The following is a 14150-nucleotide window of genomic DNA, read 5'->3' as shown; positions in this document are numbered from 1 at the left end:
TCTTTGTCATTAAAACGAGATCATCTAAGGTGTCCGCACAATCTCTAGATCCAGTTTCTTTGATCATAACAGCAACACATTTTGCAATAGCCATTTTTTTGAATGTTTTTGAACGTTTCCATTTCCATGTCCGGTTCACCATTACACACTCAAATAGGTGAAGCGCTTTACATTGTTGTCCACATTAGCATCCTGTGTATCAAGTGCTTAGGAATCGCGTCAAATGCCGAACTTGGAAGGTTGAACCACATACACTAGATTCTGAAACTTGACGTCGCAGTTTGCTACCAGGTACTTTATCATCATTTCTTGTCTTTATTCATTTGACTTACTATTTGTCCTTACTCCATTATTTTAACACGCCTACATTCAAAATCAACCGTTTTATTTCAAAAACTTTCACCGCTTACATTTTATCCACGTACAAGGTTTTGAAGCTATTTTGAAAGACAAAGACTTGGTGATGGAGTATGCATCTATCTGGAGAATAAACAAAAAGTTCCGGACAAAACAAAAGAACAGTCTCAGTTGTCAATACATAGACAATGAGACTGTTTCCTTTACGATGTGAGCCCTTGATCGATCACTTTTCTCAATGTTAATTCCATGAAAACTCAATCGTTCGCAGCTTCACTGATCCACTTAGCACGCGAGTCATCCGTGTCAAACGGAATACTGCAATCGCCGCCGAGAAGAATACCCTGCTGTCCGTTTTCTTCGAGCAGCCGTTTCGTTTCTGCCTGAATTTCCTCTTTAGTACCCCTGTAATAAACACCGTTTTCCGTATTATCGAAACCGCCCATCACAGCACGGCCGCCAAAGAGTTCCTTTCCTTCCTTCAAGGAAACCTGTTCAACGTATGAAGCCCAGCTGAAAACTTTCGCCGGATAATCCTTGTAATCGCCCAATCGATTATGTTTGCCGGCAAAACCGCAGATGTGTACCATATTGTAATCATGAACATTTTGAACCGCACGCAACAATTTTACTTCGCTTGGTTGAATATATGTTTGCCATTCCTTAGTGCTGATGACCGAATCCTGGGGCTGCTGTACACACAGGTAGATGCCGTCGATCCCGGACGTTTTAATCAACTTTGTAGTAAGCACAATTAAATCATCCGCAAGAAGATCAAATGCTTCAGCAACCGCCTGCGGATCCGCTTTAAACAGCCGATAGATCTTTCCAGGATCGTTATCTAAGATCTCAAAACGTAGACGTAATTGGTACCATGGGGAGAAGATGTTGTAAAAGCTCCCGATCTCACCCTGATAATGATCAACAATCGACTTAATCGCAGCCACTTGACGTGTGATCCACGGATCATGCGGTTCAATGTGCTGAATTTTTTTCAGGTCTGCCGGCGTCTCAAACGCGTTGTCAATTACGCTCGGGTGTAAAAAGAAATTGTCACTCATAATCTTGGTATAATCCGGATGATGGGTATCGTAGTACCTCTGCTGAAGCTTAATCACATTGTCGATCGAGGCTTGATCCCGATAACCAAAGACTTGCTGCCGCTCATCTTGCAAAAAGTGATGCCAGAAACTCGCCAATACCCGGTATGTCGGTTTATTATCCAATGTATCTAAGAGAATTTGATGTTTGTTTTCTGCCACTTGAATCACCTGCACCTATCCATTGGTTTCGTTTAAGCCAACCGCCAGCCGCCATTGACATGGAGACTTTGACCGGTAATGTAGCTGGAATCATTAGAAATCAAGAAAGCAATCGGCTGCGCAACTTCAGTAGCCTGGGCTGCACGCTGCATCGGCACTTTTTTACGGTATTTTTCAATGTTCTCCAGAATGCGTTCATGGGTCATTTCCGTATCCGTAATACCTGGCACAACCGCGTTTACGCGTACATTTTTAGAAGCGCCCTCGAGTGCCAGCGTTTTAGTCAGACTGGTCACTGCGCCTTTTGAAGCTGCATACGCACCATAATTCAAGATTCCGTCAAATGCATCCACTGAAGTGACGTTTACAATACTGCCAAAACCTTGGTCAAACAGTTTCGGCAACAGGGCCAGACTCGGATAAAGTGTACCGTAGTAGTTGACATTCATGATTTCTTCCCAAGATGGATCGTTGTAATCTAAGACATCCGTTGTATAGAAAATACCTGCTGCGTTCACTAACCCATCAATTCTGCTGGTTTTCAGATAAATCTCATCAAACGTTTGTTTAACCGCTGCCTGATCCGTCAACTCCAGTTGATAAGTCTGGCTTTGTATACCGTTAATCGTTGTCTTTGCTTGAACATCAGCCAAGCGCTCTGCATTCCGACCAATCAAATGGACGGTATAACCCCGCTGTGCCAATGCGATTGCGGATGCGCGTCCGATGCCGCTGCTTGCACCGGTTACGATCACATGTTTTTGTTCGTTTGCCACGTGTTATGTCTCCTTCTAAACTAGTTTAAACTGCATCGAATTATTAAATGAATAACCCGGATCACCAACGTTTTTCATAAAAACCAGGCTAAGCCTAGTCCTTTCCGGTTACTCCTATGCGGCTTTGAATCATCACTCTTGTGCTTGAATGACACTTCAGCTGCTCGCTTGCCGCGGGCAATCCGGGAGCCTCCTCGATCAAACGTCATCTGCGGGGTCTCCCCTGGCCTGCACGCCCGCAGGCGTCTCGCGCTTCCGTGTTTGAATCAGAACTTTTTTACGTTAACATCGCTGACATGAACCCTAAGCCCATTTTTATCTTTTCTTAGAAAAACCAGGCTAAGCCTAGTCCTTTCCGGTTACCCTATGCGGCTTTGAATCATCACTCTTGTGCTTGAATGACACTTTAGCTGCTCGCTTGCCGCGGGCAGTCCGGGAGCCTCCTCGATCAACCGTTATCTGCGGGGTCTCCCCTGGCCTGCACTCCCGCAGGCGTCTCGCGCTTCCGTGTCTGAATCAGAACTTTTTTACGTTAACATCGCTGTCGCTGACATGAACCCTAAGCCCATTTTTATCTTTTCTTAGAAAAACCAGGCTAAGCCTAGTCCTTTGCTGTTACTCCTATGCGGCTTTGAATCATCACTCTTGTCTTGAATGACACTTTAGCTGCTCGCTTGCCGCGGGCAGTCCGGGAGCCTCCTCGATCAACCGTCATCTGCGGGGTCTCCCCTGGCCTGCACTCCCGCAGGCGTCTCGCGCTTCCGTGTCCTGAACTTAATTTATTGAGGGGGCACCTATCAGCAAGCCCCCAATTTTATACTTTCTTATCTTGTTAAGAAAAACCGGGCTAAGCCCGGTCTCCCCACTCCTTTAATACCTTACACATTCGCCAAGATATCGGTCAGGAATTCTTGAGTCCTCTTTTCTGAAGGATGTTCAAAAATAGATTCCGGCGATCCTTGCTCGACAATGTGCCCATCTGCCATAAAAATAACTTTATTGGAAACGTTGCGTGCAAAATTCATCTGATGGGTGACAACTACCATCGTCGTCCCGGATTCAGCCAAATCCCGCATGACTTTAAGAACTTCCCCGACAAGTTCCGGATCCAGTGCTGAGGTCGGCTCATCAAAGAAGATAACTTTCGGATTCAAGGCCACTGCACGGGCAATTCCTACCCGCTGCTGCTGACCACCGGAGAGCTGTGATGGATAGTGGTTCTGGCGATCCGACAGTCCGACACGTTCCAGTGCCTCTAGAGCAATTTTTTTAGCCTCGCTTTTATTCACTTTGCGGGCTACGATCAACCCTTCCGTGATGTTCTGCAAAGCTGTTTTATTATTAAAAAGGTTATAGTTTTGAAAAACAAACCCGACATTGCGGCGAATCGTCTGAATGTCTTTGCTGCTTAATTTTTGAAAATCTTTATCGACATCGGCAAATTGAATGTGTCCGCCATCTGCCTGTTCTAACGTGGTCATGTTGCGCAAAAGTGTCGTTTTCCCGGAACCGCTGGGTCCGATGATCGAGATCACGTCCCCCTTGCTTACATCCACGCTGATACCCTTTAGAATTTCATTGCCATCATAGCTTTTTCTTAATCCTTCTATTTTGAGCATGATCGCCCCTCCCGCTTTCTGTTAACTCTGCTTCCGCTGACACATTCGGCTGTTTGATGCTAAAAGGCTGCCAGTTGAAGTACGTCGTTTTCTTCGTAGATCTCCGATATTTGCTGAAGTAGCGTTCGAGTAGATAGAAAATCACTTCAGCACTATAACAGATAATCAGATAGTAAACCCAAACCACCAAATAAGCTTCCAGAAAATTATAGTTGAAAGCTGCCTCAGTTTTCGCGATCGCAGTAATATCTTTAACAGACATAATAAACGCTAAAGAAGAATTTTTCATCAGATATAAGGTTGCATTCGTAATGTTTGGCAATGCTGAAATTAATGCTTGAGGCAAAATGATCCGCCAAAAAATTTGACGGGGCCTCATCCCGACCATCAAACCCGCTTCAAGTTGCCCTTTATCAACTGTCTGCAAAGCGGAACGGAACACCTCCGTCAGGGTTGCAATACTGTTCAATGTGAAGACAATATAAGCATAATAGATTGGATTAATGCTGAATGCAGCTTTGCCGATGATCATATTCAGTAAGCTCGGAAACGCACTGTAGACAATCAAAATCTGCGCAATGATCGGCGTTCCTCTGACAAATGATACATACAACTTAACGATTTGTTCCAAGCCCTTGATCCGATAAATTCTGATTAAAGCAAATAGGCAGCCGACCGGCAATGAAATCAATAATGCAACGAGCACAATTTGCAGCGTGACGGGGACACCCTGAATGGCCGTATGGGCCACTTTAACCATAAAATCTGTATTTAATGACATTTAAGATGCTCCCCTTAAGCGGCAATCGTTTTTCTTTTTGCCTGATAGGATTTCTCAACCAAGGTCACGCCTTTGTCAATAGCCAATGAAATGACCCAGTAAATCAATGCCAAAGCACAATAGGTCTGCCAAGCATAGCCACCGGAATTATTCGCCACAATCATCTGCGCCTTTGCCACCATATCAACAACCCCGATCGTGAAGGTCAGTGCGCCTTCTTTCATTAGGTTAATGACTGAATTTGCAAAGTTCGGTAGTGCGACAACAAATGCCTGCGGCAAGACGATCCGGTAAAAAGTCTGGAACGGCGTCATACCGACCATTAATCCGGCCTCTGTTTGCCCCTTGGAAACCGATCCATAGGCTGAACGCATAATTTCTGAAACCGGTGCTGAAAACAGCAGCGTTAACGCAATGATGACAAAGTACATGCGGTTCCAGCCCTCAATGTTTATATGGAACCAGGCACTAAAAAAGAGCGGCATTCCATAATACACGACGAAGATCATGATGATTGACGGCGTTGCCCGAATCACACTCACGTAGATCGAGGCAAACACTCGCAAAATAGCCGATTCACTTTGTTTGGCAGCTGCCAGGCCTAAACCCAGCAGACTTCCCAATACAATCGAGGATACCGATACAATTAAGGTAATGTTAATGGCTGGTAGCAGTTGACCTAAGAAATTAATGATTAATTTAATGTTCTCCATTTACATAACCTCATCTTTTATTTGCTCAACTTATTTAAACGGCTTATTCAACAGCTTGAAGTTATCCTGACCAAAATATTTTTCAGAGAGTTGTGCAGCCTTGCCAGAGTCGATAACCTTCTTAATCGCCTTGTCATAAGCTGCGGCTAATGCTTTCTGATCCTTATTAAACAGTGGGTACGTCTTGATTCCACCCAATGTCACATAGGTGAGCTTGCCTTTCAAATCCGCATTGGCACCGTTTTTCTTTTCAACATTCGCTTCATACATCGGACGGATTGCGAAGAAGGCATCATAACGGCCTTCATTGACCCATTTCAAAGCATCTGAAACGACAAACGTATCGGCACTACCTAGATCAATCTTAGGATTATGTGTCTTGTTATAATCAGCAATTACTGCGTATTGTCCGTTTTGCGGAGCGATTGGAACCAACTTACCTTTATTATTTGCCAACTTAGCTAAACCACCGAACTTATCCTTGTCTTTTGTCCGGACAACAAATCCGGAGTCACTCACACCTAAATAGTTCTTTGGATAAAGATAGGTCTTAGCACGGTCTGCAGTGTAGAACACATTCTTCACGCCGACTTGATACTTGTCACTTTTTACACCGATGAGCACGTCATCGTCACTGGTGCCTACATAGTCGAATTTGTACTGAGGCAACAGTTTATCGACTTCACGCATCACCGCAACGTCATAACCGTCGCCCTGCTTCTTGCTGTTTTGATAAGTAATCGGGAAGTTCGTGGTTGCATAAGCTACTTTGATCACCGTTGGTTTGTTCGAGCTAGCCTTCCCAGAAGATTGCGCTTTATTTGAACCATGGTTTCCAATAAAGTAAATGCCTGCAAAAACAATAACAACTACTGCTACAATGCCAATAATAATCTTATCCAATTTTTTCATGATATTGCTCCCCCTTAGTTAAATGAAAACTTTATGTGATCAAGCGTTAATTCTTGTTTTTTTAATTGATCGCCTGCGCCTTCAAAAGTCAGTTGGACGACGTGGTTCTCTGTACCCTGCTTAAAGATCAATTGCCGGTCGCCTAATGGAACCTGGTAACCGATATCTGTTTGCTCAGGACTGCTTTCCACTAATTCTCCCCAGATTTCAGCAACTTTTTCCGGATCCGGAACATGGAAAACGGCTTGCCGAACTCCTAGATCTCCAGCAGGATGTTGTACGATTAAGCCTTGTTCGATAAGTTTTTGTTTGCGCTCTTGGTCGCTGCCTTGCCATTGAATAAAGAACGGATAGGGCAACCCGTCAATGGTGTCGTCAATGAAGAAAATCGACCAGGTGATCAGGTGTCCCTGTTCATCCAAACGCTGACCCTCTTCCACTGTGCCAACGTTTATTCCAGCTTTTTTCAAACGATCATGTGTTTCTTTAATATCTGTCGTACGGATCGCAATTGTATTAATCCGCTGTACGTTCCGATTGTAATCTTGAACTGCGTCATAGACGGCAGAAGCATCGGCACGGGAAAAGTGCTTTACTCGATCATTATCGTAGACGGAAAGAAGCTCAATATAATTCAAACCAAAATAACCTAAGGCATTTTCAGTGCCCCATCGTTCATGACGGCCGCCGCGTACAAAGACTATGCCATGATCACCGAAAAACTTGGCAGCCTCATCAACATCTCGAACATTGATCATGGTGTGATCCCAATTCAAAACGGCCATTCTTTAACCCTCCTTTCCCAATTCTGTCGTCCGTTTGATCGCTGCCAATACCGCATTCTGGACACCCGCTGCAAAGTCACTGGCATCCAGCTCATGCTGAGCAGTGATGCCGACGCCGCCAGCCGAATTGTTGATGTCCAGCAATTCATAGGGGTGCTTACCCGTAATCTCCAGCATTTTCGCCGCGCCTTGCAAGTTTTCAAGTGCGATTTCATTTGCTTGTTTTCTCGACAAGCCGCCGAGTACCCCGGCATTTGTTAGGGCTAGATAAAAGTTGTATACATAATTAGGTCCGGCAATTGCATAACCCGTATAGATATCAATTTGTTTTTCAGGAATGTAATCGACTTTTCCAAAACTCTTGAGAAATTCCTCCACATCCTCTTGCTTCGCTGCCGCGTTCAGCGCTGCTCCGGAAACGCCGAATCCCGTATCTGTAAGTGTGTTCGGGATAATACGAACAACAGGATAATTTTCATCTCCGATTGCGTCTGTCAATTGCTCGATGGTGACCCCAGCAACAATAGAGATTAGCGTTTTCTTTTGGCCACTTGCACCAATCTGCTTAGAAATACCTGCCCAATCATCTTGTGGTCGAACGCCGAGCAAAATTAAATCTGCTTCCTGAAGCGCGTTGGCTTGAAGTTCACGACTCGTTGAAAGATGATATGTGCTTGTTAAATAGTTCAACCGATCCGTACTGATGTCGACAACATGCGTTGTCTCAGCTGATATCGCTTGATTTTTCAGCGATGCACGAATAATCGCCTCAACCATTTGGCCGCCACCAATGGCATACAATGATTTCGTCATAATTTTTCTAACCCCCATTTTGATAAGGAAAAAATAGTTAAGTATTTGAGAATTGACTTTATTATTATTAATTGTTTAACCTGAAAAATCGTTATATCAAATTAAAATTATAAATCCTATATTAATAGTATGTTTTTTGACTGTCAACTCATATTTTACATCCATTAATCGGCATACGTTTCCCCTCTACGTATTCCCCAATTTAGAAGAAAAAATTACCGAATACGTTTAGTGTTTTGGTACGATCACGAGCCGCTCTCTACTCCTAGGTAGCTCATCCATAATGAAGTAACTGCTTTTATTGCTTTGATAGTTCTAAGCATGCAAAGAACCGATCGATGAGTTTTTCTTCTCATGACGATCGGTTCCCGTTTATATGATTAAGTTAACTTCTTTCTTACCCTAATTTATTTTAGCCAAAGATAAGGATGGATAAATAAACACCAACCAGTGTGACAAACAGAACCGGAATAGTGATCACAATGCCGATTCTAAAGTATTCTCCCCATCGGATCTTAACCCCTTTTTCAGAGAGCACGTGAAGCCATAGTAAGGTAGCCAGTGAACCAATCGGGGTCATCTTCGGGCCAAGATCAGCACCGACTACATTCGCATAAACGAGTGCGTGATGCATGACTCCAGTGATTGAGGTCGCATCAATAGACAATGCGTTGATCATGACAGTCGGCAAATTGTTCATAAGGGCCGACAAAATAGCAGAAAGAAAACCCATGATGAGTGTGCCGAAGAACAACCCACCATGCGCGCCCGCTTCAATGACTTGAGAGAGCAGATGAATAATTCCTGCGTTTCTTAGTCCATAGACGACAACGTACATGCCTAATGAAAAGAATACGATACTCCATGGGGCGCTTTTTAGAATGGTTTTGGTATGAATGGCAGAACTCCGACTTCCAAGGAATAAGAATATAAATGCAACACCGAGTGCAACAAAGGACACTGGGATCTTAGCGAGGCTGCTGACAAAATAGCCAATCACCAAGGCGGCTAGAACAAACCATGAAAGATGAAACATGCGGATATCCTTCAGTGCTAATGACGGCTTCTTCAAATCAGATGGTTGGTAGTGTTGTGGCCAGCCTTTACGAAAATAGAGATAGAGTACAACAATACTCATAATTAGTGAAAAGAGTGTTGGAATCATCATATGTAGTGCATAGCGTCCAAATGAAATACCAAAAAAATCAGCGGAAACAATGTTTACTAGGTTACTAACTACTAAAGGCAAAGAGGTCGTATCGGCAATAAATCCGCTGGCAATCACAAAAGGAAACACACGTTGTTCCTCAAATTTCAAAGCCCGAACCATTGCTAAAACAATCGGCGTCAGAATTAACGCCCCGCCATCATTGGCAAAAAGGGCCGAGATGAAAGCGCCGAGAATCGAAATTAAAAGGAACATACGAATGCCATGCCCATTGGCCAAGCGAGCCATGTGCAGCGCTGCCCATTCAAAGAAGCCAATATGATCTAAAATTAATGAAATGATGATAATTGCTACAAAGGCAAGCGTGGCATTCCAGATAATGCCGGTTACCGTCCAGACATCATGAATATGAACCACACCGACAAGCAGTGCGATCAGTGCGCCTCCGCATGCCGACCAGCCGATCGATAGATTTTTCGGCTGCCAAATCACGAGCGTCAGCGTGAGTAAAAAGACTAATAAAGCTAAAATTGCAGACATCGTCGGTTCACCTATTCTCCTACAAAGATTAAGTCAAATAAAACAATAAAATGGAGTAGAAATGCTCTTTTATGCTTTTTTGAGCGGCTTGGTTACTCTCTTTTTTGCCATGGAATAACAGCAAACTGATGGTTTGAATCTTTTTCCACCCGTTCAATCCAAACGCGTTCGTTTTCCGCACGCTTTTTAAGTAACGGATGAGCGGTATCTGTCATGATCAAACTTTGGTTTACGATCCACCATGTTGGTGCAATTCCTGCTCTCCTCAGATCAGCAGCCAGACGTTCAGCCTCAATTGGATTCATCTCCTATTTAAAGGTTCAATGCCTTTTCTTCCGCTACAAATTTTTGGATGCGCTTACCAATGCCATCACGAACACGTTGAAATACTGCCCATTTTTCTTCATCCGTTCCCTCAGCCTTTGCCGGATCATCAAATCCCCAATGTTCTCTTCTCACATGCGGCGGTGTCATCGGACAGCGATCTTTTGCATCACCACAAAGCGTCACCACTAGATAAGCACGATTTAAAAGATCCGAATTAATAAGCTTTGACGTTTGTGTAGCTATATCAATACCGACTTCTTGCATCGCTTTCACCGCATTCGGATTTAATCCATGGGCCTCAATACCGGCCGAACGCACATCATAATCTGCTCCTAGATATTTTTTCCCGAACCCTTCAGCCATCTGGCTTCTGCAGGAGTTTCCCGTGCAAAGAAAGTAAATCAATTTTTTTGTCATGTTTGCATTCCCTTCCTTTTCTTGTTCTGTACATCCCATTCTTCAGACATACTATAAGATCACTCAGATGCGCAACACTGCGGATTTCTGCATGTTTCGATCTTTTGATCCGGAAGAGCATCAATGATTACAGACACATAGTGAGGAATCTCCTCATTTAAGCTGTAATACACCCAGGTCCCCTGTTTCCGTTCCCGAATAAGTCCTGCAAGGCGAAGTTTTTTAAGATGCTGGCTCATTGCCGGCTGAGAAACAGTTAATAAGTCAACTAATTCACAGACACATAATTCCTGATGGTTCAAAAGAGATAGGATCGTTAACCGTGTTCGATCACCAAGCAGCTTGAGTGTCGAAGAGATCGTTGTGACATCGCTAATCTCAAAGGACATATATTTACCTCCGTTTATATTCTCGTTCACTTATATTATTATACACTTATATTAATCGAATCAAGTCTTCATAATCGTTCCTTCCTTATAAAAAAACGAGCGGAAAAAATCCCACTCGTTTTTCGGCTAACTTTCACGCATGTAGCCTATTTTTTTATTTTTCATTGATGGGTGTATTATTGATCCGTGTCTTTCACTGCATGGCGTATTTCTTTTTGATTTAGGCGCAAAATTTCAGGATCATAGAGCATTAATGGGATGGGCTCTTCAACAACTTCACTGAATTTCAAACCGTACCAAATTGCAGGAGAAGTTGTGATGTTTTGCAGAAAAATACGTCCACCGATCAGTAAACGATCCCAGCGACTCATCTTTGGGTCGGTCGCTAAATCCATCAACTGCTCCATTGTGATGACGAATTTAAAATCACCGACGCGTCTATTTTTAAGCGTTGTATATTTAGGATATTGTGAATCTATGACCTTTTGATCAATAAGATCATTCACGATCTGCCGGACATAAACATTCACATGTTGTGCATTTTTAAAACCGAGATAGAGCTGTACATTGATGATATTACGTGTACCCAGCATATCTACCGTATATTGGCTTTCATATGGAGCATCGGTTTCATTGACCGTTACAAACCAATACACTTTCGCCCGTTTCGGTCGCTTGTCTAGAATTGAATACAGGACTTTCCTTTTAATACTGTAATGGGGTCCGACTTTGGTCATATAGACGAGGTTCGTTGCGTAAAGGAGCTCTGTACTATCGTTGCTGAGTTGAATTAACTGTTTCCTATAGTCCATCAAAGAAACATATTCACTCGTTCGTTCATAGTTCTCACGCAGCTTATTACCGAAGTACCAAACGACCATAACAAAAAGGATTACGAGGGTAATGAAAAGCGTTAAATAGCCTCCATGAGCAAACTTGACGAGACTCGCCGTCAGGAAGAGCACTTCAATGATGCCAAAAAACAGAACCATCCCAAGAGCAGCCCATTGATTAATCTTATCTTTGATAAATTCAAATAACAGTAGCGTCGTCATCAGCATCGTTATGGTGATGGCCAATCCATAAGCCGCTTCCATGTGCTGTGAGGTTTGAAACAACCAAACAATACCCAAGGTTATGATGCACAAAAACCAATTTACGGTGGGGATATACATTTGATTCCGAATATTGCTCGGGCGTTTAATCAACATTCGAGGCAGAAATTTTAAACCAATCGCTTCATTCACCAATGTATAACTGCCGGTGATCAACGCTTGGGAAGCAATAATCGCTGCTAAAGTAGCAATGACAATCGCAAATAATCTTATTTGTTCCGGTAGCATCTCATAAAAAGGATTGACATTTAAAAGGTTACGATAAGCAGCATCCTGGTAATGGCCGATCACCCATGCACCCTGACCTAAATAACTGAGTGTCAGCATAAGATACACAAAAGGCCAGCTTCCATAAATATTTTTCCTTCCGACGTGACCCATGTCCGAGTAAAGTGCTTCTGCTCCGGTAGTTGCTAGAAATACGCTCCCCAGAATAAACAGTCCCGCTTTATTAACCGGACTAAATAAAAATTGAATGGCATAGTAAGGAGAAAATGCTTTTAAAATTTCCAAATGTGTTAACATACTCATAAAACCTGTAACGCCGATAAAAATGAACCATAGAAGCATGATTGGCCCAAATGAACGTCCAATAATAGCTGTTCCAAAATGTTGAATCAAGAAAACCCCTAATAAAATCGCTGTCACAACAAGAACGACAACGAGTTGATTGTTGCTGAATTCAATCGGGCCAAGATGTTGCCCTTTTAGGCCTTCAATCGCTGAGGTTACAGACACCGCTGGCGTTAACGTTCCATCTGCTAAAAGCGCAGCGCCACCTATGAGTGCAGGAAAGATCAACCAGCGGGCGCGATTGCGAATTAATGCATACAAAGCAAAAATGCCGCCTTCATGATTGTTATCTGCACGCATCGCGATGAATACATATTTTACGGTTGTAATGATCATCAACGTCCAAAAGATTAACGACGCGGAACCAATAATATATTCAGGAATCGTATCCTGCATTTTTCCAGCATCAGATATAATTGCATTCATTACGTATAGCGGTGAAGTACCAATATCGCCATAGACAATACCCAAAGTAACCAACATGCCGCCAAGCGACAAGCGTTGGTTCGTTTTATTATCCATAATCTTTACTGAACTCCTCTTTGAAAATTTTAGTCTTTCAATCTCGTTAAATGAACAGCTGATGACTGACCTATTTAGAACATAATAAGAGCGGTTTGAATCTTTTTATATTTTTGGGATACGGTTGATTCTAGTACATGAACGTTAAGATTATTACTTAGGTAAAGTCCTTAATTAGGGTGAATACCTATCAACGAAAAATCTAGACAGCAAAAAGACCACAGAGGATCCACCTTGTGGTCGAATTATTTTTCGATCATTCGTTCACGTCCTCTCTCCTAACGCTTACGAGGTTAGCTGTCGGATTCGGACCATGAGAGTAGCCCGTCCCTAAGTCAAAGGATTCACCCCAAGTGATGCTGGTCATCACAGTATTGGTTCCCCCGCTCCTTACGAATTCAGCGAATAAAGAATCATTCAATTTTGAAGCAATTATACGCTTGGATTTCCCCTCTGTAAAGAGAATAGATGAACTCTAGATGTTCTTTTAAGAGGCTTTAATCCTGATCTTGGTTTGTACTAGAGTTTGGCTAACATTTCTTAAACACTTCATGGTCCTATGTTTCTATTTTCGCCAAAAAGTTGAACAGTCCGCCTTATCCGAGATAGTAAACGTAATTATTTTCTCAAGTAATTCGTAATTTACCGGCTCAGCCCACGGAATCCGAAACAATCCTTTGGTAGCACTATAACCCGCTTGTGCAATGTCCTCGGCAAAGTGCATTATCCCTACTTCTTCAGGTGAAACGCTCAAATGATGCTTCGCTGTGGAAAAGCCAACGATAAATGTGCCATGATCGGTAAACATAGGTTGATTCCACTTGATTTGCGGGTCCAAATTTGGAAATTTATGCGCAACCCACACCAAAATTTCTTCCGTTCGTTTGCGCCGGTCGGGGTTATCAATACGCGCCAAAAAGTCTGCAAAAACATCCATGGTAGTCCCTCCTAAAGAATGAATGATTTGATTAAGAGCTACTCCTCAAACCTAGTTAATGACACTATGATTTCGAACATGATCCATTCATTCTATTAATTATAGCGTATTTTGGAGATGTCTATCCTAACAATAGGGCTGAAA

14 protein-coding genes and 1 riboswitch are annotated in these 14150 nt (G+C 42.9%); all 14 genes read right to left on the bottom strand.

What is annotated here, in order from left to right:
- Positions 1–614: 614 nt before the first annotated feature.
- The gene (locus NIE32_RS06325; RefSeq protein ID WP_253054008.1) at positions 615–1619 is read right to left on the bottom strand and encodes a uroporphyrinogen decarboxylase family protein; all 1005 of its coding nucleotides are present in this window, start codon (positions 1617–1619) and stop codon (positions 615–617) included.
- Positions 1620–1651: 32 nt separating this feature from the next.
- Positions 1652–2395: an SDR family NAD(P)-dependent oxidoreductase gene (locus NIE32_RS06320; protein WP_253054006.1), complete on the bottom strand. Its 744-nt coding sequence runs from the start codon at positions 2393–2395 to the stop codon at positions 1652–1654.
- Between the two features lie 878 nt (positions 2396–3273).
- The gene (locus NIE32_RS06315) at positions 3274–4014 is read right to left on the bottom strand and encodes an amino acid ABC transporter ATP-binding protein (protein WP_253054004.1); all 741 of its coding nucleotides are present in this window, start codon (positions 4012–4014) and stop codon (positions 3274–3276) included.
- The gene (locus NIE32_RS06310) at positions 3980–4795 is read right to left on the bottom strand and encodes an amino acid ABC transporter permease (protein ID WP_253054002.1); all 816 of its coding nucleotides are present in this window, start codon (positions 4793–4795) and stop codon (positions 3980–3982) included. Before NIE32_RS06310 ends, NIE32_RS06315 begins: the two co-directional genes overlap by 35 nt.
- Before the next feature lie 14 nt (positions 4796–4809).
- Positions 4810–5508: an amino acid ABC transporter permease gene (locus NIE32_RS06305; RefSeq protein ID WP_253054000.1), complete on the bottom strand. Its 699-nt coding sequence runs from the start codon at positions 5506–5508 to the stop codon at positions 4810–4812.
- Between the two features lie 30 nt (positions 5509–5538).
- Positions 5539–6420 carry a transporter substrate-binding domain-containing protein gene (locus tag NIE32_RS06300; protein WP_253053998.1) on the bottom strand — a complete coding sequence of 294 codons (882 nt, stop codon included), beginning with the start codon at positions 6418–6420 and terminating at the stop codon, positions 5539–5541.
- Between the two features lie 14 nt (positions 6421–6434).
- The gene (locus NIE32_RS06295) at positions 6435–7205 is read right to left on the bottom strand and encodes a VOC family protein (protein ID WP_253053996.1); all 771 of its coding nucleotides are present in this window, start codon (positions 7203–7205) and stop codon (positions 6435–6437) included.
- Between the two features lie 3 nt (positions 7206–7208).
- Positions 7209–8018 carry a pyrroline-5-carboxylate reductase family protein gene (locus NIE32_RS06290; protein ID WP_253053994.1) on the bottom strand — a complete coding sequence of 270 codons (810 nt, stop codon included), beginning with the start codon at positions 8016–8018 and terminating at the stop codon, positions 7209–7211.
- A 412-nt stretch (positions 8019–8430) separates the two neighbouring features.
- Positions 8431–9726, bottom strand: coding sequence for an arsenic transporter (locus NIE32_RS06285; protein ID WP_253053992.1), 1296 nt, complete (start codon positions 9724–9726; stop codon positions 8431–8433).
- A gap of 92 nt (positions 9727–9818) precedes the next feature.
- Complete coding sequence (locus tag NIE32_RS06280; RefSeq protein ID WP_253053990.1) at positions 9819–10031, bottom strand: hypothetical protein; 213 nt, start codon at positions 10029–10031, stop codon at positions 9819–9821.
- A 7-nt stretch (positions 10032–10038) separates the two neighbouring features.
- The gene (gene arsC, locus NIE32_RS06275; RefSeq protein WP_253053988.1) at positions 10039–10470 is read right to left on the bottom strand and encodes an arsenate reductase (thioredoxin); all 432 of its coding nucleotides are present in this window, start codon (positions 10468–10470) and stop codon (positions 10039–10041) included.
- A 59-nt stretch (positions 10471–10529) separates the two neighbouring features.
- Positions 10530–10859, bottom strand: coding sequence for an ArsR/SmtB family transcription factor (locus NIE32_RS06270; RefSeq protein WP_253053986.1), 330 nt, complete (start codon positions 10857–10859; stop codon positions 10530–10532).
- 176 nt (positions 10860–11035) lie between these two features.
- Positions 11036–13069, bottom strand: coding sequence for a KUP/HAK/KT family potassium transporter (locus tag NIE32_RS06265; RefSeq protein ID WP_253053984.1), 2034 nt, complete (start codon positions 13067–13069; stop codon positions 11036–11038).
- Between the two features lie 266 nt (positions 13070–13335).
- Positions 13336–13483: riboswitch (cyclic di-AMP (ydaO/yuaA leader) on the bottom strand.
- Between the two features lie 151 nt (positions 13484–13634).
- Positions 13635–14006 carry an iron chaperone gene (locus NIE32_RS06260; RefSeq protein ID WP_253053982.1) on the bottom strand — a complete coding sequence of 124 codons (372 nt, stop codon included), beginning with the start codon at positions 14004–14006 and terminating at the stop codon, positions 13635–13637.
- Positions 14007–14150 lie beyond the last annotated feature (144 nt).

This window comes from Sporolactobacillus kofuensis, from assembly GCF_024125425.1.
GTDB lineage: Bacteria > Bacillota > Bacilli > Bacillales > Sporolactobacillaceae > Sporolactobacillus > Sporolactobacillus kofuensis.
Note: the sequence above shows the minus strand (reverse complement) of the source record. Positions and strands in the feature narration are given on the sequence as shown.